Genomic DNA, 20132 nt, shown 5'->3' on the forward strand with positions numbered 1-20132 from the left:
CCTAAGTTGCCAGGCTGTAACCTTGCTTAGTGCTCAACTGCACGCCGTTGCTGGCCCGAGCCTGCATCCGCGTGCCGCGAGGCACATTGCTGTGGTCAATATGTACCGCCACCTTATTCAGGTTTTGCGTTTTACCCACCAGCGCACCTGCAGGGCCCGTACCCGGAGCCGCCGCGCCATCGCCGCCACCGAACACCGAACGCACGGTGTTGCCCAGTGATTCCAGTTTATCCAATGCCCACTGCAGCTTTCCGCGTATCCAGTCCCACACCCCGGCAATATAGCCTTTCAGCGCCTCAAAGCCGCCGCGCATCAGGTTGAGCGGCGAGAAGCCGGACAACACCCCGCCGATGGCGGAGAGTGCGGCAACAAAGGTTTGCCGGATTTGCGGCCACACCCCTTTCAGGTAGCCCCACACCGCTGTCATCGACTGGATCATCCAACCTACAGGCGTAAAATTGAGAAATAAGTAGCCAAGCGCCTCAAACGCCGAAGCGCACAGCTCCTTAATCAGTTCCCACGCCTCGGCAAACGCGCCCGACACCTCATCCCACAATCGGCTGAAATAGGCGCCGATGCCGTCCCAGTTGCGCCATATCACATACACCAAACCGGCAAACGCCGCCACCAGCCCGATAATCCACGTGATCGGATTGGCCAGCAGCGCGGCGGTAAAGCCCCAAATCGCCGGCAGCGCGCCGATTAAAGCCACCGCCAGCGAGCCTACCGCCCACGCCACATTCACAAACGCCACTACCAGCGGCAGGGATAGAATCGCCGCCACCACCAGCATTGTGTTACCAAAGCCGCCGAGATAATTGTTGATTTCGTTGAATTTCTCGTATAACTTGGTACCAAATTCCCAGGCTTTTTCAAAGGCGGTTACCAAGTTTTTGCCGATGGTTTCGGCCAGTTTCTGCAGGCTGCCGTCTTGCGCCATCGCATCGATTTTTTCCAGCAGCCCGCGCAACTTATCCTGCAAATAGCTAAACACGCCCGAATCGGCGATCATCAGCTTAAAGCGCTCCCAGTTGTCCGATAGGTTAGACATCATGCCGCCCCAAGTATTGGACAGCTTATCCATCGCCCCGCCGTATTTTTCGTTCCAGATGGTCTGCAGGGTGGCGCGGATTTGTTCGCGGTTGTTCTTGTCTGCCATTGCCCTCATCTGGCGCCCGTGTTTATCGGTGTATTCGTAGATGATGCGGTTAGTACCTTTAATGGCTTCCGCTTTAATCCCAAACTCTTTCAGGCGTTCGTTTTGCCCGGTCATGGCGTCGGCAATCGCCTCCACCGTCTGCATCAGCGGCTTGCCCATACCGGCGGAGGTGTCGCCCAGCGTAGTCAGCAGCCCGTCTTTAATCGGGTCGAGGCCGTAGGATTTCAGTTTCACAAAGGCTTCATTTACCTCATTGAGTTCGTAGGGTGTTTTTGCCGCAAACTCGCTTACCCATGTCATTGACTGCCTGGCTTTTTCGCTGCTGCCTTCGATGGTTTCCAACACTGTGCGGTAGCGCTCAAATTCGGCAGCAGTATCCACCACCCCTTTAACCATAAACGCACTACCCGCCGCCAGCACCGCCCCCGCCGCTGCATAATGTTTCAGGGTAGCAGTGGCCTGATCAGTTGCCCGCGCTACCTGCGCCATCGCCCGCCCCACGCGCCCGTTGTTTAACGTGCCCAAGCGTTCGCGGATGGTACGTAATGCGCGGCTGGCCCGGTCTTGTACGGTTACTTCTATCTCGGTTTTTGGCCTTGCCATCATTTACTCCAGGCATAAAAAAACGCAGAGCGGCAGGCTCTGCGTTCGGTTGATTTGTCAGTTACGGGGTAACAGTCTTGATGTAGAGATATTGCAGTGATTTATCGGCATTCATGTGCGCGGACACCTCAAGCAAACCCGGGTAGTTATCCCAAGTCAGCCGCGCGGGCGCAGCCACAGATGGCGGATTACTTGGCAACCCAAGCCACACCGGCGCAGTATAGGCATTATCGATACGCTTATCAGTTAGCGTGAGCCAGTCAGCCTTACCCTTAATATAGACAATTTCCCACTCTGCCGATGCGACGGAGTAGCGGCAGCTTTTGCCGTATTTGTTGTTTTCGCAATCACCCTGCGGCTGCCCCAGTATTTTTTCCACCTCCGCCTGTGGCTGTCCGGCAATATCCATTATCTGCCACACCGGTTTAATATCCGGCACAGGCGTAAACGATGGGGTGCTGGCGGCCATGCTGGCAGCCGCCGGAGCGGGAACTTCCGCTGCCGAGGCGGCGGTAGGCTCGGCAGGCTTCTCCGAGCCGCCGCAGGCTGCCAGCAAACCGACCAGCAAAACGGGTAAATATTTCATGGCGTTTCTCCAGTTGATAAGTCCCGTTATTTTACTCTTCCAGCTGTTCCCTAATCCAGCCCGCCCGTTCATACCACCATTGCAGCTCCTCGATGTCCAAATCCAGCACATCGCCGGCGCTGCCCTTGAAGGTATAGGCCACTACTGCGGCGTAGTCTGCCCAGTCTGGCGGCCAGACAGCAAAAAACCCTGCATCTCCGCGCTCAACACAAAGGCATCGGCGCTGTCCATCTGCGCCAGCACGTTAGGCGGGATGTTGGTCAGTTTGCCCACCAGCGCAAACAGGGTTTTGGCATCCAAAATCAGGCTGTCCGGGCTGAATTTAATCTCCAAGCCCATCAAATCCCGGCCGGTCGGGCGGCGGATGTCCAGTTCGCTGATTTCTTCGCGCCCGAACTGGATCGGGCTGCTCAATTGAATAATAAGTTTATCCATTTGCTTGTTTTCCTTTAAATTTCCTGCGCTTCGTATTTGCTCTCGAAGCGCACGCCGATATTAGCCTCTTCGGTGTTGCCCGTGCCCTCGCCGGCATACCAGGCATCGGAAAGCACCACGGTTTTGCCGCTGGCTAACTGCAGGGTAACGGTGGCATTGTCGATGCTGGTTAAATCGGCCAGCTTCAAATCCGGGCGGTCGGTGATTTCGCCCTCGATAAACGGCGTTTGCGGGGTCTCTTTGTAACCGTGCACGCCGTCCGCGCCGATAATCGCCTCACGCTTGCCTTTGCCCAAGTTGTAGGTAAAGTTGCCTTTGGCATCCAACTGGTTGCCGTTGACTTTAAAAAAAATCACGCCAGCACGGCGGTTTGATTTTGCCATGATATTTGCTCCAAACCCCGCAGGCTTTCAGGTAGCCTGCGGGGCGTTAGGGGTTAAACGATAAACGCAATCACGTTGCCGGTAATAATCCACGGATTAACCAAGTCCGGCACCATGAACGTGTCGAGGCGGGTCGGGTTGCCAATGTTGCGTTCGGCGTAGCTGTCGGCGGTGAACTGGTCGATGTTTTCCACCAAACCCAGCGCCTGCCAAATCTGCGCGCGCGCCACCATTTCGGCCTTCATGCCGGATGGGGTCATAATCGGCTGGCCGGACGGGAATTTGTTGCCGTCGTCCGCCAGCTTGTGCCGTGGGTATTTTTGCTGGATATAGGTGTCCCAGTCGTAGCGCAGATAGCTCAAGGTCCACACCGTGTTAATCAGCAGGTAGCTCTCATCGGCCTGCCCCAGTTTGCCGGTTTTGTAGGTGCTGATCAGCATATCGATCATCACCGCGCCGCCTGCGTTGGTGCGGTAGGTGGAGATGCCGTTATACAGCAGCAGGTTGCGCTCCTGCAGGGTAAGCTGGGCGCTGTCGGCGGGCGGCAGGATGCCTTTGAGTTCCAAAGTTTGGAACGGGCGTGCCGGGTCGTTTTGTGCGGCAAACGCGGCCTGTGCGGCAGTCGCTGCAGCCAGCTGCACCGGCAAATTAGGCACGCCGGGCAAACCGCCGATCACCGAAAACGGACTATTTCGCCCGTTGCCCAGCGTGGTGAGCCCGGCGTAGTTGTCGGCCTTGGCGACAAACACCAAACCACCGATGGCGCGCATCGGTCCCCAACGGGAAGCCAATTCATCCTCCACCGCCTTCAGGCTGGCGGCATCGGTAAACGGCATCACCATTACGTCGAACTGTTTATCGCCCAGCCCGGCCAAGGCGGCGGACAAATCCGGTGTACCCGCGCCGCCGGCCATTGCGGTGATGGAAATAGTGAGGCCGGTTGGCGTTTGCTCGTCGCGCGGATAATAATTGAGCCGCAGGTCAATCTCGTTGCCGGGCAAGCCCTTATTTTTGGCCGTCAGCGTTACTGCACCTGCATCTGCCTGCGCACTCACCGGCAAATCGGCGGCGGCATTCACGGCGGCAGCCAGCGCGGTAGCCACGGCAGCCGCGCCATCGTTGGCTTTGACCGCCAGCTTGACTGCCTGGCCGCCGATGTAGAGATACACCACGCCGCCATCCTGCACCGTGCCGGCAATTTGGATTTTGCCGCTGGCGGCCGAGCCGGAGGTGTTGGACAAAGGCAGGGCGAAGGTTTCGATGTCGCCGCCTTTGTTGTCAAACCAACCTTTGGCCGCCCAATACATCAGGCTGCCCGCGCCAAACATCCCAGCAGCCTGCTCCAGGCGGGTAATCGGCACGGCCTTGCCTGCTTCCGCGCTGCCGCCGTTGGTCGGTGCAATCAGCAAGGCGCGATAAGGCTTGATATTTGCGCCTTTTTTGGCCAGCTCGTTGTTAAATTCGGTGCGGCTGCCCGGCGCGCGCAGGGTGCCGGGAATCTCATTAAATGCAATCGTCATTTGTTAGCCTCTTTGTCTTTGCCGGCCACCGCCTCTACTTCGCCCGCATTCAGGCGGCGCAGCCAGTAGTTGTTTTTCTCCACCTGCGCGCCGTCTTTCGGCAGCGGCTCGCCGGTGGCTGGGTCGGTGATTAGATAATCGCCAACCGGTCGCACATAAAACGTAGTCATAAAAGCCCCTTTCAGCTTTTCGGGATGTTGTCTTCGGCATCAATCTCGGAATTGCTACCATACAGTTGCCAGTGCGTGGCCATCTGTGCCTCGGTGATCAGCTGCGGGCCGATATGCGCCTGCGGGTGGTGGTTTTCATCGCCCACATAATCGCCGGCCTGCTCATACCACACCGCCTGCCACAGCTGGGTGTAAAACACGCTCACGTATTCGCCTTGGTCTTCGGCTTCGATAGTGAGCGACAGCGGCAGCAAATCTTCGCCCAGCTCGCCGCCGAGCGTGGGGTTGGCATAAAACAGTTTTTCCGCCAGCGCGGTCATTTCCTCCGCCACGTCTTCGGTTTTTTCGTTGCCCTGCACAATACAGGTAACGGCCAGCTGTGCTTCGTGCCGCAATTCCAGCGGCGCGGCGTTAAATACGCTGCTGCTGCGGGATGCCACCGATACCACCACGCACGGCAGTTTGTTTTGCGCTGGCGCCACCCAACGATAGGGATACACCCGTCTAAACTTGGTACGCAGCAGCGCCACGGCGGCGGCGCGGATGTCAGTAAGTTGGTGCCGGCTCATTTTTCGCCCTCAACTGTAAAACGGTGATGCCGGTGCCGTCGGCCTGCACTTCGGCTACCCGGTAGGCAACGCCCCGCACCTGTATTTCCGCTTCCGCCACCGTGTCCGGCAGCTCGGCGGAAAGGCAGATTAAATACGGATCGGCATTGCCAGCAGAGATGCCGTAGCCGTTATCTGCGGCGTATTCGCGGTCGAAAATGCAGCGCACCGGCTGCCCGTCGAGCAGCGCGGTTTCGCCAAAATCGGCGGGATTGGTAAACACCCCCAACGGCTCCTTAAACACCGTTGGCACCTGTTTCACCTGAACCTTCTTCGCCGCCGCCCTGACCGTCGGTCAAATCATCGGTAATGTCGCCATCGTCGCCATCGCCGCCGTTAGTTTGCGCCGTGCCGTCGGATTCTGCCGACCATTCAGCCGCCCAGCCTTCACGGATATAGGCCGCCGCCTGTTCTTCGTCCACCGAATACTTCTTACCGACGAAGAAACCTTTGCCATCGTCAAAAAAACTACGCAACGGTGTAATTTTGATTTTTGCCATTTTTAATACTCCATATAGTCAGGCCGTCTGTTGCTCAGACGGCCTTTGGTTAAACGGTTATGCTGCCACGATGTCTTTAATGGCGGCAAAGGATTCGACATGACGGACGGCAATATCCACATCTTGCAACGTGGTGATGCGTACCGCGCCCGCAGTAGACTTGGTGTACGGATCAACAATCACATCCAAAACGCCCCAGTGCGCAATCATCAGATCAGACCAGTTACCAAAAATCAGCGGGCTGCATTTGTTGGCCGCCGTGCCTTTGGTCAGGTTGGACGGAATTTGGTTTGATACCGCGCAACGGTAGCCGTTTAACGGCGTTGCGCCGTCCTGCCAGATGTAGCCGGACACGCCGTCGGCCTTCAGCTTGGTTTTCAGCAGACCGCGGACGCGGGCATTGGTGATGTAGGCCAAATCGCCGATGTCGGCATTGGCGGCGGCAATGGCACTTTCCAAAGCGACGATATGCTTCCATTCGGGCGCACCGCCGTTCGCACCGATTTCCACCGCGCCGATGCCGGCAGTATTCAGGATGCCGGTCGGTTCGTTGCCGGTACCTTTGCCATTGATGGCCGCCAAATCGATACCCAGCATCATCGCTTTCAACAATTCGCTGCGGGCGAACTGTTCGGCAGACAGAGAAGACTGCAAAATGAATTTGCGGCTCAATTCGGTATTGGCGGTAACGGTTTTCGGTTTCAGGCTCATTTGTCCGAAAGTGGCGTTCGATTCGGACGCGCTGCCGTTTTCATCCACCCATTGGACGGTGTTTCCGGTCAGGTGTTTCGGAATGGTGATGTCGCCGACCAAGCCGTCCAGTACGGTGGCGCCCAACTGGGCAACGGCAAGTCGGTTGCGCAGCAGTTCGATGAACAAGTCTTCGCGGAAGTCGTTTTCGATGACGTTGCCGCCGTTTGCCGCATTGCCTTTGCTGTAAGCGCGGGCAATCAAATCAGTCGGCACAAAGAAGCCTGCCGCTGCGCGACCATGTCGTTTTTCCAACTCTTCCGACACTTCGCGTTCCAAGCCCGCTTTGTCCCATTTGCCGGTTGCGGCGGCAGACATGGCGCGCAGAAGGGAAAATTCACGCTGTTCTTTATCAGTCATGCCGATTTCACCGGCGGTAACGGTCGGCTTCGTCTGCATGTTTGCCATGATGGCGGCGCGTAATTGGGCTTCACTGCCGCCCTCTTTAATAACCTTTTCGGCTGCTTCGATACCGCCGTGGGCGGCGTAACTGCGACCAATGGCCAGCAGTTCAGAAACGCGCGCGCGTTCGTTCTGCATACCGCGTTCGGCGGTGTTGTTGGTATCGGTTGCTGTGGCGGCAGGGATTGCAGCAGCGGGAGTTTCCACCGTAGTGGTCGTCTGATTTTTATCCATGTTTCGATTTCCTTTTTCAGGGGTTGGGTTTACAGGGTTTTCAATAAATGGTTCCACCGACCTGCCGACGCCTACTGTCGGGTCTGCCGGAACGGTTACAAAGCTGATTTCATACGGCATCCAGCGGGTAACGATGTAACGGTAGTCCTCATCGTCTGCATCGGGATTGTCCAATACCATGTCTTCCACGCGGTAGCCGACGCTGATATGGCGTAGGATGCCGTCTTGCACGTCTTGGAATTTTTCCGCCGCTTTCGCACCGTTGCCAAAACGTACCAAAGCACGGCCGCGCTTGTCGGCATCAATCCAAGCCCGTTCGATGACGCCGATTTGGTCACCCCAGGCGTGATTGAACAGCACCGCGCCGCCGTCATTCAGGCGGCTCAAGTCAACGGCGCCCGCCGCATGACTTAATACTTCATCGCCGAACCAGCGGCGTACCGGTTCTTCGCTGGAAAACGCCACTTCGACCGTCCGTTTTTCAACATCAACACTTTCGCGCTGAAATACGGCAAAGCGGCTCATTTGCTGCATTTGCGCCTTATCAGGCTTCATTTTCTTCATTCGGGTTATCCTCCGATTCCGGTTCTGCCGCCGATGCGGCCGGTTTTACGTCGGCAATGATTCCTTTTCCTGCCAACATCTGGTTTTCCTGTTCGATTTGGGTAATAACATCTTCAAAATCCAAACCCATTTCCGCGCAAATATCGCGGCGGGATTTGACCGTCAGCGCCACCGCCTCTTTATGCGCATTAATATCTTTCAGCGGGTCAACCCACGACCAGCGGCGCCCCTGCCAGTTGTAGGCCTTGAACTTGTCCAGTTTGCCGGCAGGCAGCGATTTGCCGGACGGCATCTTGATTGCGCCCATTAGCAACGCCGCCTCAATCCAGCGATCGAATACGTCATACAAGACCGCTTCGGCAAACCAGTTTTGCAACGTCATCCATGTGTCGCGTTCCTCCAGCGTCCCGCTGCGGATACTGGAAAAGTTCACGCCCTCAAGGTCGTTCGCCAAACTGTGATAAGCCACGTTCAAACCGCTGGCGATACCGCGCAGGCTGGCTTTGACGAATGCGTCGTAATTGGCGTGCGGGTAATCCGGGTCGAACGGCGTAAAGTCGTAACCCTGCGGCAGTTCGTGAAACGTGCCCGGCTCGACCGAATCGATTAAATCGATGCTGCCGCGCCCGTTATCGACCTCTTGCCCGTCAATCGGCGGCATGAAGTTGTCGGCGTCTTCCGTCTGTTTGAAAAAGCCCATTTTCGATGCACCGACACGGGCGGCGATAATGGCCGCTTCCTGATAGCCCGACAGGTTTTGCAGGCCGATGATGGCCGAAGCCACCCACGGAAAGCCGCGCCGCTGCTCCGGGCGGTCGTGCAGGAAAATATGGCTGATTTGCTCTGCCGGCACCCGTTCGCGTAAATTGCCCGTATTCGTCTGTCCGTATGATTCGCCCGGATGTGCCGTCCGCAACCAGTACGCCACAGGACGGGAATAGCTGTTTAACTCAACACCCATGCGCACGGCGTTGTGCCCGTTTTGCTGCGGAACGTTGTATCCCGTATCCAAACGGTCAATATCCAGCACCTGCAACGCATAGCCGTAATCATTGTCAAACCCTGAAATATGACGAATCAGCACTTCGCCGTCCCGCGCCACGCTGCGAATCAGCAGCCGTTGCAGGTCGGTAAAAGACATCTGGCCGGTAACGTCGCACACGCCGCGCCTTGCCCAGCGCGAAAACGCTGCTTCGATGGCCTTATTCGCCAAGTTATCGGGCTTGTCGGCGTTATCCAGCAAAACACGCATTTGCAGGGCGAAACCATCGCGCCCGATAACGTTGCTTTCGACCATGTTCAAAAACTTGCGCATGTAGTCGTTGTCGCGCGCAAGGCTGCGAGCGCGGGCGCGCAGGCGGTCAAGGTCTGACCGCGCCAAGGCATCCGCCGACCAGTTTTGCGGCTGCCATGAAGCCAGCGATCCGACCGGACGTGCTCCGGCAAAGCTGCGGCGGGCTGTTTTCGGGACGGCTTCCCGCCTGCCGAACAACCGCGCAAAAAAACCGCGCTTTTGCACGGTTGGGTTATTTGTTGGCATGGTGTAATCCTAGAATCGGCAAATAATACGTCCGCTACGCCGGGCTGAAAAACCTAAAGCAGCTTCAAATTTCCGGATTTCGTTTTCCCAATAGCGGATTTGCTTCAGCAAATCTGCCAAATCGACAAACTCCATTTCACGGTCTTTAATTTTGTAGCGCTTGGTCAAGCCACGGCCGGTAGCATGTTCCTTATAGGCGGTTTTAAGCACCTGCAAGATTTCACGGGCATCATCCAATTCGGCTATGAACTGCTGTTCACGCTGATCGGCGGTGATTTGCTGGATAGTCATTTCAGACGGCCTTATCCATTAAATAAAATAAAGTGATACAGTTTCCTTCACTCGATTTGACCAACCCTTCTTTAATCAGGTTGTCTATATCGTTGCGCGTATTAATCCAATCTGCCCAGCTTCAATCTTCTCGCACTGCTTTATTAATACTGGTAGTTGTGCAGCCGGGATTGGCGCGGATGTAGTCTAAAATTTTGGTTTTCATAGTTTTAAGCGGTTATAAACCGCCCTAACTTGTAAGCATAACTTACAGGCCGGGCGGCGGTTGAGAGTAACAGTAGCAGTTGCCTTTGCTAACGACGCGCCACCGCCGGGCTGTTTACAGACTGTACCGGCTACATCTCTCCGGCCTCGGTCCTTCACCGTCGTGCAGTGCCACCGCCGACGTGTCAATGATTTAAAAGCCGTCTTTCCGGCTGTCATATCCTAACTGTCTAACGAGGCGAATAAATCCCCGGCAGCAATATTCCGACACAGAAACATAGGCTGCTTATCCCTGTGAAGTTGCCTGACATTCTACGCAATCAGGATACGATTTTAAAAATTAGTTGCAAAATTGCTGCCACGCTTGCGACGGTTCACGGCCGAATAACCGCTGCTGTTTTTGTGGCCGGTTTCAGATCCAACAACCTGATCAGCTTCAGCTTTCGGTTCTGAAAACAGTTCCGATTGCAACAAGGCCGATTCATAAAGTGCCCACCGCGTGGCAGACATGGTATGCGTACCCAGCGAACGGGCGGCATGAAGTGCGTACACTTCACAGTCCAACGCTTCGTTTCGCACTCCTACTTTTTTCTGCCACACTTTTTTGTGCTTATTCATCCGGCTCGGCACTTTGATTTCAGACAACAACTGACCGCAGTAATCGGCGCGTACGCCTGAATAAAAGTGCATACGGCCGGCGCCGCTACCTTCTAAATTAATTCGGGCGTGCTCATCAATAAGCAGGTCTTTCGCACGGCTCACCCCAACGCTATACACCTGTACGCCGAATTTGTCGGCCTTGGTGTTTTTGTGTTTCAGATCAATCGCACGGGCGCGGCTGAAAATCTCTTTATCCGGGTTCGAACTACCCTTCACAGCCATTACATTGATATTCTTATAACCGCGGCAGGCGCGTACGAAACCATAAACCGCATCAGACGTATTGCCGTCTGAACTATCAATAGACACCGCGGCAATCTTCATACCGGCACCACTTTCATGCCGGTAGACTGTCTGAAAAATCATTTCCGCCAGCTTGCGCCAAACGTCTGATTTAGGGTCAACGGTATTGCCGTGTATCTCACCCCACCAAACCAACCAGCTTTCCTCACCGCGCCCCCAGGCGCGAATAATAATAGCCAATCGGTCGTGCTGTACGTCAACACCCATTGTCAACAACAGGCCACCACGTGGTACGGTATTTTCCGGGTAGTCTTCGGCACGCTCAGCCAGCTCATCCTCTTTAACACCGTCGTTCGTCATTTCAAACGGAATGCCGATTGATGAATTGACAAATGCAATCATTGGAGCGACATCGCCGTTATCCATCTCATACTGAGCGGTGAGCCATTTTTTCATTAATTCGGAAAAGACACTGCCGGGAAACGGACTGTAAAGCTCGTTCAGATAAAAACCAGCGGTGCCATGAAATGGGGCGGTAGCTTGCCACCAGCCGCGCTTCACGTTGCGGTTTTTCTGCATATCGTTCCACACACTACCACAATGCGGGCAGGTGTAGTGTGCAGTTTCAGGCAATTTCTTGCCGAAAACGGGATGGTTGCCGTTCGGGTCTTCATCACAGCTTAAGTAGTCAAAACTCAAAGCGTGCGCTTCGCCACATTCATGGCATGGCACCATACCAACGCGTTTATCGGATAGCTCCATTTCAGCCGCTATGGTTGATACGCCTGCAATGGTTGGTGTGCCTCCTAAAATAATTTTCGGACGGCGGTAGGTTTTTGTTCGCTCTTTTGCCAACTTGATACTGTCGCCCTGCCCCCGTAGGTTTAGGTTACAGTCGTCCGGTTCTTCCACACACACAATCGGCACCGGCGACGATTTCACGCTGGCAGGGCTGTTTGAACCCACCAGCTTAAGGAAACCGCCAGGGAATTTCTTAAATAGCTGCCTTTGCCCTTGCACGCGGGCACGGGTATCGACTTTTTCACGCAAGGCAGGTGTAGCCTCTACCATCGGCGTGAACTTCTCGTCCATGTACTCCTTAGCCGCACCCTCTTTCGGGAATAGCACCAGTATTGGGCACGGGTCGGTGTCGATTGTCTTGCCCAAGAAGTTACCCAATACACCGGAAGTCCATGCGACTTGCGCGGATTTTTGGCAGCAAATCACTTGTACATTTGGATCATCAAGAGCGTCAAGCGGGCTGTTTTCCCACTCAAGATATGGCGTAACGCCCAAAACGTATTTACCGGGTCGGGCTGCTTCAATACTCGACAAGTAGCGGTACTTATTCGCCCAGTCACGCGTTTTTACCTTACGCGGCGGACGCCATTTCTGGCATGCCTGCCGCAACACGCGTAACACGGTATCAGCCATCTGCACTTGCATCGTTGCTGTCGCTGTCTGCATCGTCATCGGCTCCGTAGTTCGCCAGCTTATCAAGCGCTCGGTAAATATGGGCGGCAATGGCATCTGGGTCGATTTCAACGCCAGCCGTTGCGCTCAATTCGGTGGCCAAAATATCAGGCATCGTTAAAAATTCGGTACGGGCAGCAAGTATATGATCCGACCAAGCGCGCTCAAACAACGCGGCCGGAGCAAGTTCGCCCGTTCTCTCTTTAATATCAAGCTCAATCGCATCAGCTTTAAGCCTGTCCAGTCTATCGCGCGGCTTCTCTTTGTTCAGTCGCTCAATTTCACGCTGAACCATCCAGCGGATAACTTCACTGCTTTCGTATTCGTTTGCCTGTCCTCGATTGTCGGCATAGCTGGCAACGGGTAGACCCTCTTTCTGCCAATCCGTCAACGACCGTTCGGACACGCCTAAAATCTCGGACAACTGCCTTTTATTTACCAGCATATCCAAGTCCTAAAAATGCACTTCAGACGGCCTGCCCACTAGACCCAATATCAACGCATCCAAAAATGACAGGCCGTCTGAAACACACTAAAAAAATTGGGTGGACAAAGGCCACCCATAAAGCTCACATCACACACAAAAAAACATCGGAACAAAACCAAGTAAGGAAGCTAACGTCCCCTGTCGCTTCACAAAAAACGCGGCGCGAATCACCCGCGTGTCCAACAACGGCGGAAGTACCTAACGGGCTGTTGCCACAGCATTTGCCAACTCCCTATCGAAGTGTTGACGATACTTGGACTGAACTGTACGTTCTGCCGTTTCGAAGTATTTAAATCGCTTACCATAGCTGGCACCACTCACATAAATCAGCAAGGGCTTAACCTTGCCGCGCTTACTACGCTGATAAAGCCCAGGCTCAAGCTTGCCATGCCGACAATGCAGCGCAAAGTGCGTACCCGCCGCTACGCCGGCAACCATGCGCCTAAACGTGCCAAGCGTTATGTTACCGTACTGATCCAGCTTGACCGCAGCCGGAACAATCTTCATTCCTGCAGGCATTAACCCACGGCCAATCAATAATGATTCCACCGCCTTCTGCCTACGGCTCCCACCTTCGATTTGTGCCGCAAGATATTTCGCAGCACTGCGCCCACGGCCACCGTCTTTAAAATCAACAACAGCAGTTAAATCAGCCTTACGCGCATACTTTCGGACAAAAACCGAATTCACGGTATAAGCTTTCGGAGTAGCAAAAACCGACTTCATTTCCGTTTGTTCGGCGGTCTTAACGTCTTTTGCCACAGCGTTTAAAGCTCGACTACACGCAAACGGCAATTGTTTTTTCTGCACATTATCAAACCAACGCACAGTTTCGCGGGCATCCACTTTAATCTTTATCATATCCACCCCAAAGAAATGGCCGTCTGAATGGCGGTTCAGACGGCCTATACGGGTAATGACAATAAAAAACTGTGGTCTCGTTACGCACGTAAACCACAGTCTGTCATAATTAAACATCAAATGTTACAACCCGTCAAGACAATTTTCTCAATAAAAATGCAATTTCAGGATTGGCCTCAAGTTTCTTGATTGTCCGGTGCAATGTTACACGGTAGTTTTGATGACTGACAACCGCCCCACACTGCTGCGATACATTAGCCGCTTTTTCCAACTGATTACCAACCGTTAAAAACTCAACCCGCACCACCGCCGCGGGCACTGCCGACAACCTAGACACATACCGATCAACAGTCATCGCAACCGCATCACCATCAATACCATATGGAATTTGCGAAAAAGCGTTTGAACTGCCGGGCAACGACACCCCAGAAGCCATCAACGCATTTAATTTACTCGAACACCGACCTGAAGAATCAAACCGGCCTAAACACCAATCTGCCCAATATTCCAACAGTCCATTAATTGTCATTCAATCCTGTATCAATCTCGCCATACAGTTACCCTGTAGCCCCATCAATTAACGCAGAGCTTTGTTTTATATGAATGAAATTATATCAAACCAAGCAACAACAACCAACAAAAATTAGATTGTCCACATTTTTCAAAATTTTTATCTGGTTTGTCCATACTTGTCCAGGGTGTTGTCCATAGCAAAAGCCTTATATTTATTGGTTTGTCCAGTTTGTCCATACTTTTTAAGTAAGTCCGTATGTGGAAGTAAAAAAATAAAAATAAAAAACCATGTATACACAAAAAAGCGCGTAATGAAAAAAATCATTACGCGCGTATAAGGTTTTGACCTATGGACAAACTGGACAAACTGGACAAACCACGATTTATAAGGCTTTCAGAAGACCCCATAATATGGACAAACCATCAAAAATATGGACAAACCAAAATTACAACGACAACTTTTCTAAAATGCGGCTAAATTCCGCCACCTGATTGCCGTAATAATCCATCTTACTGACAGCATCCTCCGAATCACGGGCAGTATTATCCGTGTTAGGCTGTGGGAAGAGCTGCTGCATTTCCGGGCGCAACCAATTATGGGGCACCACAAAGATACGCAACCGCTTCTTATCATATCCGTTCATTCTAACCCAAGTTCTCACATCTTGTAAGCGCTTGGCCATATTTGAATAAAAATTCTTCTGGGTCATACTAAAAGTCTTAGTATCGTAGCACCATTTCTTATAAACCTTCCACAAATCCGTTGCCGCACAAGTAATAAAAGGCACATCAATATCACCATTATACCAATCATCCAAAAACGCCTCCCAACCCGGCTTATTCAGATTAATCATCCGGCGTTTAATAGGCGTCATCAACGGCTTCGAATGCGGATTAAACGGCACACGCTCCCCCTGATCATTGGTGTACATCAACGGCAAAGCACATAAAAACGCAGCAAATTCCTCAATACCGCCATTTTTCAATTCTGCATCCAAATTAGCATACATATCATCCGTGAATTTCCGACTACAACCCGACACCATAAAACGACGGTCATTTGATTCAATCGGTATCGAACGCTCATCATTCGAAAAAATGATATACGAATTATAATCCGAATGTTTTTCAGCATCGCGCCCTTTGCGCTCCACCATAATCACATCACTCGTAATCATATTTTTAAGCTTCCCGATGATATTCATTCGCTCATCAGACGGACTAATCTCCTCAAAAATTGTAACCAACGCAAACAGCAAAACCGCATTAAAGCGAGATTCCAGCGCATTTTGGTCAAGTTGGCGCAAATAATCACCAAACAAACCCTTAACAACACGCTCGCCGAACGTCGATTTACCCACCCCCTGAGTTTCAGAGATGAAAACCAAAGCCGTTGCAGGCTTACGTTCAGGCCAGCGGAAACGGCAAGCCAACCAATTCAAAACCCACTCAACAGATGCATCAGCCTTATTACCATTGCCGGCACATAAATTTTCAATCAAACCAATGATATGCTTACACCCAGGGAAACGCGCCTTCAAATCAGCAATCGACACATCCTTGGCCGTCTCAACCTCCGGAAAAACCGCAGGCACAGGCAAACCACGAAACATATTGATATAATTGACTAAATTATCATCATTAAACGATACTCCACACGGCAAATCAGGCTCAAAAACATAATTTGAGATCGGGCATACCATTCGCGCCGGAGATTTCGACCAATCATCAAACTGCTCCGGCCACGCCGCCTTTACCGCCGCCAATGACACAACCGAATCCAATTTAATATCAAAAGCATCAGTTGTCCCATCCAAATAAATATAGCGGTTAATCATATCCGCAAACATATCATCAATCTTGGCCAACGCCTCCAACTTCAACCGCTTACCGATGATTTCAGCCTCAAATTCCTCAACCTTTTGCCGTTTAGCCCTATAAGACCAACCAAGCACTGCCTCTTTGCCGAAAATCTTGCCCAACTGACGAAAACTAAAAATTTCCCCTGTTTTCAAAGAGATAACACGCTCCTTCAGGCCGACCTGCGCAAAATTATCCATCAATTCCTGCATAACCAAACCTTCACGGCTACCAACAGACGAATGATCAACATCCGCCCCCGCGCCGCCCCCTTGGTCTTGTGGGTGCGGTGCATCGCACCCACTCATATTATCAGAAGGGCGCGGGAAGATTGCCGGGGCGGAATCATCCACAAAAGGATACGGCCGCAAAGCGGACATCACCGCCCGAACACTGGTAAGAGGCTCAGTATCCACCAACACATCAGCAATATCGTAACCACTCGGCCAAACGCCAGGACGCGGAATATCCGCGATTTCGACCGAACAGCCCAAATCAACCAATACCGCAGCAATACCCAACATCGCCGCCATACCCGGCTGTTCCAAATAATCCAAATACGGCATATCCCATTCGCTCAAACCCTCCTCAACATCTTTTTTTGACCGTTTTCTGCGCTGACTATCACAATCCGGCCAACACACCACCCTACGGCCGGCTAGTGGCTGCCAGTTGGATTTTTTCCAACCATTTGCACCACCGTGCCAAGACACCGCAACATAATCAGCCAAATCATGGCAATTTGCCGCCGCGTCCCGACATTTCTCCCCCTCGACCAACAAAACAGGCGCATTCGGGCGGCGTGCCAAATCGTCCAAACCATACAACGGCAAAGGCTCAAGCACACGACGATTCCGCCATTCCTGCTCACCCTTACCATTCTGACACCATGCAAACGGCAGGTCTTCCTTATGCCCGTCAGCACCGATAAAACGCTGAATAACCATCAACGGACGGCCCTGCTCATCACGATAAACCGCCTGCCGATCAACCCTCTTATCCCTAGCCCGAAATTTAAACGACGACGAACCACGCAAAAAGCCCAATTTCGCCTCATCCACCGGAACAATCGGCGTCCACGTTTCCCGCGCACGACCAGATTTACCATAGTTCGGCGTACCATCCCAAAGAATACGCTCTACCGGCTTAAAGCCACCGATATTCAACCGTTCGGCCACAGCGCGAAGCGCATCTCCCTGATTACCGTGCGTAAATAAATAAGCATAAAGACTGATCAGATCCCCGCCGGCATCATCAGTCGCATAATCAGCCCAAGCACCCGAATGCGTATTCACCGCAAACGAACCCAAATGACGGTCCGCGCGTGTCGGATTCAGCGCAAAAAACTCATGCCCCTTATACTTGCCGCCGGGCAACCATTCCGCCAGCAAATTATCCACCGCATTCAAAGCAGCATCAGCAACAGATTTAAAGTCTAATTTATTCATTTCAGACGGCCTTATACAAAATTTAGGCGTAAAAAAAGCCTGCCCCCCCTCTAATGGAAAAGGCAGGTGGAAAAACATCCCGACATGGCGTATCGGAATCAGGGGTATTTCAAGACACAGTCGCTAAAGCGACAGAATTAACGCAACGCGCAATTTTGAAATCCAACGAACGGCGGCGATCACTATTCCATTCATTTCACACCTCAACTAATTCAGGCCAAATTTCAGCAAAATCATCAGGGCGTAAATCGCGCCGCGTAACAACACCACCAGTAGCGCTCTCAATACGGACGCACCAAATCACAGGTGGCGTTCGTTGGCCATTTGCCCAACGCAAAACATCAGGAGCATGGGCTTTAATCTTTCTTGCAAAAGCGGCCGCAGAAATACTTTCTGAATGGAAATATTCATTAAGCTTCATAAAATTCCTTTCCTAATGGCGCTATATTAGCAAATTGCTAATTACTAGGCAATAGCATTTTGCGTATTTTAAATTTATAGCATTTTGCTATGATTTAAAAAAAAGGAATTATCATGAAAACCATTGAAGAGACATATCGCGAAAAGCTACGCATCCTGATTGCCGAATACGGATCACAAGCCACACTTGCACGACAAATCGAGAAAAATCCCGCACAAATCAGCCAATGGATAAATGGCACCCCAAGTACGACGGGCAAACCTCGCTCATTAAAATCTGAAACTGCTCGGGAAATCGAAAGAAAAACAGGCAAACCGATTGGCTGGTTTGATCAGCCTGAAGATAAAGATAGTCAAACGATAGGTAGCTTCTCATCTCGAAAAAATGACAGCACAACATTGAATTTATACGACGTAGCCGCATCTTGCGGCCACGGACACATTAACCCCGAATTCCCCGACCTCCTCCGGTCGATAGAATTACCCAATAGCGCCCTACAAGAACTGCTTGGCACAGCCAATCTGAAAAACGTCAGCCTATGCCCGCCCGACGGCGACAGCATGGAGCCGACCATACCGCGCCGATCCATTACCCTGATCAAAACCGACATCGCCGAATTCATCAACAGCGGCATATACCTGATTACCTTCCAAGGCTATACCTACATCAAAAGGCTCGCACGCGGTAAAGGCGGCGTATTGCACGTCACATCCGACAACCCCGCCTACTCAAAATCCAATTTTGATATATTGCCGGACGAATACGACCAATTAACCGTACATGGCAAATTCTGGAAAGTCCTCCCCCTCGACTTTTTGGATCTATAATCCGGACATAATCGCAAAAGGCCGTCTGAATATTCAGACGGCCTTTATTTTATCTAACGATAGCAAATTGATATTCCACTAAAAAATAAATAACCTTTTAAAACAATAAAATACAATAAAAATAACATTTTGCTATTTTATTTACAATAGCAATTTGCTAATATCTCCACATCGAAGCAAGAAACAAAGGAAACCGCCATGACTTCAGAAAAATATACCGACCGCGCCCTACGCGCCAAACAAGTCGCCGAAAAGCTGGGGGTCAGCATTCCCTTTGTCTGGGCTAAATGCAACCCCGACAACACCCGCTATGACGCCACTTTCCCCAAACCCTTCAAAATCGCCTGCAACGTAACAGTATGGCTTGAATCCAACATAGACGCATGGTTGGCCGCTCAAGCCGCAAAAACCAACAACCAAAAAGGAGCCGTCGCATGACTACCCAAGTCCAAGAAACCTACCTATTGCGGATTGACGTAAACGCTAACACCACAACCAACTATCTGACCTACTACAGCTGCATCATCCACAACGAATCCGGCGAAAAACTCGTCAGAACCGGTGGACACCGCGAACCACAGCAAGCGGTAAAAACCGCACTCAAAGAATTAGTACAAACCATCCATTTAGGAAGCATGTGAAATGCAAAATAATTTAGAGATTAAAACAGGCCGAGTCTATTCAGCCAAACGCCCAAAAATCATCCACTTACCCTTTGAAGGAGATTTTTATAACGATCGACAAGTTATTCATTTTGACGGCATCACTGTTCAATACGATAGCTTAGAAGTCAAACCCGGACAAAATTACCCCAAAGTCCCATTAGAAAAATTTCAAAAATGGGCAAATGAAGATATTACCGAAATTATGCCCAAAGGCTCATGGAGAAAGGATGATTAAATGAAACGTAAAATCTACCGCACAAAATATGGCCGGCTCATGCTGAAAATTCAAACACAGCATCGCAATAACTACCAATCGATATTCGTGCTTAATATCCCGAATTCACATTTCGAAGCAAGTGGGACAGTTAAATCGATCAACTCCACATGGCAATTCAAATTTCCAAATCGCTCAAAGCAAGACCGAATTTTTAAAGCATTAACGCAAGAGCGCGCCGAAATGGTTGCAGAATCATTAATGGACGCAATCCCCGATATTTTTAAGAAAGGCCGTCTGAAATGAAAATCCGCTACACACTGATCATCGCCATCCTAGCCGCCGCACTCGGTTATGGCTGCGCCCCGGCCATTGCCCACCACGAAAACACAGCCGCCCAAGAGTGCAACCCCGATCATGGCTGTATTGATTTTGACGCTCATCCCGAATTAATCGGCGGCGGATTGGTTTACGAACCATGAAACATAAAATACTAGACCCTTGCAGCGGT

At 51.8% G+C, this 20132-nt stretch carries 24 protein-coding genes; 6 read left to right on the forward strand and 18 right to left on the reverse strand.

Going from position 1 to position 20132, the window contains the following annotated elements; translation table 11 throughout:
- Window position 1: 1 nt before the first annotated feature.
- The 18 genes from ACTHSP_RS02200 to ACTHSP_RS02285 all read right to left on the reverse strand — a co-directional run bounded on the left by ACTHSP_RS02200 (window position 2) and on the right by ACTHSP_RS02285 (window position 17915).
- Complete coding sequence (locus ACTHSP_RS02200) at window positions 2–1765, reverse strand: tape measure protein (RefSeq protein WP_440345540.1); 1764 nt, start codon at window positions 1763–1765, stop codon at window positions 2–4.
- A gap of 58 nt (window positions 1766–1823) precedes the next feature.
- Window positions 1824–2348, reverse strand: coding sequence for a hypothetical protein (locus ACTHSP_RS02205; RefSeq protein ID WP_440345541.1), 525 nt, complete (start codon window positions 2346–2348; stop codon window positions 1824–1826).
- Between the two features lie 141 nt (window positions 2349–2489).
- Complete coding sequence (locus tag ACTHSP_RS02210; protein WP_049258260.1) at window positions 2490–2783, reverse strand: phage tail assembly protein; 294 nt, start codon at window positions 2781–2783, stop codon at window positions 2490–2492.
- A gap of 14 nt (window positions 2784–2797) precedes the next feature.
- Window positions 2798–3166, reverse strand: coding sequence for a phage tail tube protein (locus tag ACTHSP_RS02215; protein WP_049258259.1), 369 nt, complete (start codon window positions 3164–3166; stop codon window positions 2798–2800).
- A 53-nt stretch (window positions 3167–3219) separates the two neighbouring features.
- Complete coding sequence (locus tag ACTHSP_RS02220) at window positions 3220–4686, reverse strand: phage tail sheath subtilisin-like domain-containing protein (RefSeq protein ID WP_440345542.1); 1467 nt, start codon at window positions 4684–4686, stop codon at window positions 3220–3222.
- Window positions 4683–4856 (reverse strand): DUF2635 domain-containing protein, encoded by a 174-nt coding sequence (locus ACTHSP_RS02225; protein WP_082887733.1) that lies wholly within the window; start codon window positions 4854–4856, stop codon window positions 4683–4685. The genes ACTHSP_RS02220 and ACTHSP_RS02225 overlap by 4 nt, the downstream gene beginning before the upstream one ends.
- Window positions 4857–4867: 11 nt before the next feature.
- Window positions 4868–5305, reverse strand: a complete 438-nt coding sequence (locus ACTHSP_RS02230) for a hypothetical protein (RefSeq protein WP_440345543.1) — start codon at window positions 5303–5305, stop codon at window positions 4868–4870.
- Between the two features lie 97 nt (window positions 5306–5402).
- Window positions 5403–5687 carry a head-tail joining protein gene (locus ACTHSP_RS02235; RefSeq protein ID WP_440345544.1) on the reverse strand — a complete coding sequence of 95 codons (285 nt, stop codon included), beginning with the start codon at window positions 5685–5687 and terminating at the stop codon, window positions 5403–5405.
- 13 nt (window positions 5688–5700) lie between these two features.
- The gene (locus tag ACTHSP_RS02240) at window positions 5701–5964 is read right to left on the reverse strand and encodes a hypothetical protein (protein WP_440345545.1); all 264 of its coding nucleotides are present in this window, start codon (window positions 5962–5964) and stop codon (window positions 5701–5703) included.
- Between the two features lie 57 nt (window positions 5965–6021).
- Window positions 6022–7914 carry a phage major capsid protein gene (locus ACTHSP_RS02245; protein ID WP_440345546.1) on the reverse strand — a complete coding sequence of 631 codons (1893 nt, stop codon included), beginning with the start codon at window positions 7912–7914 and terminating at the stop codon, window positions 6022–6024.
- The gene (locus ACTHSP_RS02250; RefSeq protein WP_440345547.1) at window positions 7895–9454 is read right to left on the reverse strand and encodes a phage portal protein; all 1560 of its coding nucleotides are present in this window, start codon (window positions 9452–9454) and stop codon (window positions 7895–7897) included. Before ACTHSP_RS02250 ends, ACTHSP_RS02245 begins: the two co-directional genes overlap by 20 nt.
- A gap of 9 nt (window positions 9455–9463) precedes the next feature.
- The gene (locus ACTHSP_RS02255; RefSeq protein ID WP_070826989.1) at window positions 9464–9745 is read right to left on the reverse strand and encodes a hypothetical protein; all 282 of its coding nucleotides are present in this window, start codon (window positions 9743–9745) and stop codon (window positions 9464–9466) included.
- A 537-nt stretch (window positions 9746–10282) separates the two neighbouring features.
- Window positions 10283–12319 (reverse strand): phage terminase large subunit family protein, encoded by a 2037-nt coding sequence (locus tag ACTHSP_RS02260; RefSeq protein ID WP_440345548.1) that lies wholly within the window; start codon window positions 12317–12319, stop codon window positions 10283–10285.
- Window positions 12279–12770 (reverse strand): terminase small subunit, encoded by a 492-nt coding sequence (locus ACTHSP_RS02265; protein ID WP_049343666.1) that lies wholly within the window; start codon window positions 12768–12770, stop codon window positions 12279–12281. The genes ACTHSP_RS02260 and ACTHSP_RS02265 overlap by 41 nt, the downstream gene beginning before the upstream one ends.
- 240 nt (window positions 12771–13010) lie before the next feature.
- Window positions 13011–13790: a hypothetical protein gene (locus tag ACTHSP_RS02270; RefSeq protein ID WP_371464677.1), complete on the reverse strand. Its 780-nt coding sequence runs from the start codon at window positions 13788–13790 to the stop codon at window positions 13011–13013.
- 16 nt (window positions 13791–13806) lie between these two features.
- The gene (locus ACTHSP_RS02275) at window positions 13807–14202 is read right to left on the reverse strand and encodes a hypothetical protein (RefSeq protein ID WP_070826984.1); all 396 of its coding nucleotides are present in this window, start codon (window positions 14200–14202) and stop codon (window positions 13807–13809) included.
- Between the two features lie 430 nt (window positions 14203–14632).
- Window positions 14633–17494, reverse strand: a complete 2862-nt coding sequence (locus ACTHSP_RS02280; RefSeq protein WP_440345549.1) for a DUF5906 domain-containing protein — start codon at window positions 17492–17494, stop codon at window positions 14633–14635.
- Window positions 17495–17690: 196 nt separating this feature from the next.
- Entirely contained in the window at window positions 17691–17915 is a 225-nt protein-coding gene (locus ACTHSP_RS02285; protein ID WP_070826981.1) for a transcriptional regulator, read from the reverse strand.
- Between the two features lie 113 nt (window positions 17916–18028).
- Here ACTHSP_RS02285 and ACTHSP_RS02290 point away from each other — a divergent pair, with 113 nt between their 5' ends.
- The 6 genes from ACTHSP_RS02290 (at window position 18029) to ACTHSP_RS02315 (ending at window position 20103) form a co-directional block, all read left to right on the forward strand.
- Window positions 18029–18742, forward strand: a complete 714-nt coding sequence (locus ACTHSP_RS02290) for a S24 family peptidase (protein ID WP_440345550.1) — start codon at window positions 18029–18031, stop codon at window positions 18740–18742.
- A 198-nt stretch (window positions 18743–18940) separates the two neighbouring features.
- Complete coding sequence (locus ACTHSP_RS02295) at window positions 18941–19180, forward strand: helix-turn-helix transcriptional regulator (RefSeq protein ID WP_440345551.1); 240 nt, start codon at window positions 18941–18943, stop codon at window positions 19178–19180.
- Entirely contained in the window at window positions 19177–19383 is a 207-nt protein-coding gene (locus ACTHSP_RS02300) for a hypothetical protein (protein WP_440345552.1), read from the forward strand. Before ACTHSP_RS02295 ends, ACTHSP_RS02300 begins: the two co-directional genes overlap by 4 nt.
- 1 nt (window position 19384) lies before the next feature.
- Window positions 19385–19642, forward strand: coding sequence for a hypothetical protein (locus tag ACTHSP_RS02305; protein WP_440345553.1), 258 nt, complete (start codon window positions 19385–19387; stop codon window positions 19640–19642).
- Window positions 19643–19927 carry a hypothetical protein gene (locus tag ACTHSP_RS02310; RefSeq protein ID WP_440345554.1) on the forward strand — a complete coding sequence of 95 codons (285 nt, stop codon included), beginning with the start codon at window positions 19643–19645 and terminating at the stop codon, window positions 19925–19927. It begins immediately after the preceding gene.
- On the forward strand, window positions 19924–20103 hold the full coding sequence (locus ACTHSP_RS02315; RefSeq protein ID WP_188209627.1) for a hypothetical protein: 180 nt from the start codon (window positions 19924–19926) through the stop codon (window positions 20101–20103). The genes ACTHSP_RS02310 and ACTHSP_RS02315 overlap by 4 nt, the downstream gene beginning before the upstream one ends.
- The last annotated feature ends 29 nt before the right edge of the window (window positions 20104–20132 follow it).

The organism is Neisseria sp. P0001.S005 (assembly GCF_051963715.1).

Excerpts from the sequence above, each read along its gene's own strand:
- ACTHSP_RS02200 (WP_440345540.1), bottom strand. The coding sequence starts at position 1,765 with ATGATGGCAAGGCCAAAAACCGAGATAGAAGTAACCGTACAAGACCGG.
- ACTHSP_RS02205 (WP_440345541.1), bottom strand. The coding sequence starts at position 2,348 with ATGAAATATTTACCCGTTTTGCTGGTCGGTTTGCTGGCAGCCTGCGGC.
- ACTHSP_RS02210 (WP_049258260.1), bottom strand. The coding sequence starts at position 2,783 with ATGGATAAACTTATTATTCAATTGAGCAGCCCGATCCAGTTCGGGCGC.
- ACTHSP_RS02215 (WP_049258259.1), bottom strand. The coding sequence starts at position 3,166 with ATGGCAAAATCAAACCGCCGTGCTGGCGTGATTTTTTTTAAAGTCAAC.
- ACTHSP_RS02220 (WP_440345542.1), bottom strand. The coding sequence starts at position 4,686 with ATGACGATTGCATTTAATGAGATTCCCGGCACCCTGCGCGCGCCGGGC.
- ACTHSP_RS02225 (WP_082887733.1), bottom strand. The coding sequence starts at position 4,856 with ATGACTACGTTTTATGTGCGACCGGTTGGCGATTATCTAATCACCGAC.
- ACTHSP_RS02240 (WP_440345545.1), bottom strand. The coding sequence starts at position 5,964 with ATGGCAAAAATCAAAATTACACCGTTGCGTAGTTTTTTTGACGATGGC.
- ACTHSP_RS02245 (WP_440345546.1), bottom strand. The coding sequence starts at position 7,914 with ATGAAGAAAATGAAGCCTGATAAGGCGCAAATGCAGCAAATGAGCCGC.
- ACTHSP_RS02250 (WP_440345547.1), bottom strand. The coding sequence starts at position 9,454 with ATGCCAACAAATAACCCAACCGTGCAAAAGCGCGGTTTTTTTGCGCGG.
- ACTHSP_RS02255 (WP_070826989.1), bottom strand. The coding sequence starts at position 9,745 with ATGACTATCCAGCAAATCACCGCCGATCAGCGTGAACAGCAGTTCATA.
- ACTHSP_RS02260 (WP_440345548.1), bottom strand. The coding sequence starts at position 12,319 with ATGCAGACAGCGACAGCAACGATGCAAGTGCAGATGGCTGATACCGTG.
- ACTHSP_RS02265 (WP_049343666.1), bottom strand. The coding sequence starts at position 12,770 with ATGCTGGTAAATAAAAGGCAGTTGTCCGAGATTTTAGGCGTGTCCGAA.
- ACTHSP_RS02270 (WP_371464677.1), bottom strand. The coding sequence starts at position 13,790 with ATGTTTAATTATGACAGACTGTGGTTTACGTGCGTAACGAGACCACAG.
- ACTHSP_RS02275 (WP_070826984.1), bottom strand. The coding sequence starts at position 14,202 with ATGACAATTAATGGACTGTTGGAATATTGGGCAGATTGGTGTTTAGGC.
- ACTHSP_RS02280 (WP_440345549.1), bottom strand. The coding sequence starts at position 17,494 with ATGAATAAATTAGACTTTAAATCTGTTGCTGATGCTGCTTTGAATGCG.
- ACTHSP_RS02285 (WP_070826981.1), bottom strand. The coding sequence starts at position 17,915 with ATGAAGCTTAATGAATATTTCCATTCAGAAAGTATTTCTGCGGCCGCT.
- ACTHSP_RS02290 (WP_440345550.1), top strand. The coding sequence starts at position 18,029 with ATGAAAACCATTGAAGAGACATATCGCGAAAAGCTACGCATCCTGATT.
- ACTHSP_RS02295 (WP_440345551.1), top strand. The coding sequence starts at position 18,941 with ATGACTTCAGAAAAATATACCGACCGCGCCCTACGCGCCAAACAAGTC.
- ACTHSP_RS02300 (WP_440345552.1), top strand. The coding sequence starts at position 19,177 with ATGACTACCCAAGTCCAAGAAACCTACCTATTGCGGATTGACGTAAAC.
- ACTHSP_RS02305 (WP_440345553.1), top strand. The coding sequence starts at position 19,385 with ATGCAAAATAATTTAGAGATTAAAACAGGCCGAGTCTATTCAGCCAAA.
- ACTHSP_RS02310 (WP_440345554.1), top strand. The coding sequence starts at position 19,643 with ATGAAACGTAAAATCTACCGCACAAAATATGGCCGGCTCATGCTGAAA.
- ACTHSP_RS02315 (WP_188209627.1), top strand. The coding sequence starts at position 19,924 with ATGAAAATCCGCTACACACTGATCATCGCCATCCTAGCCGCCGCACTC.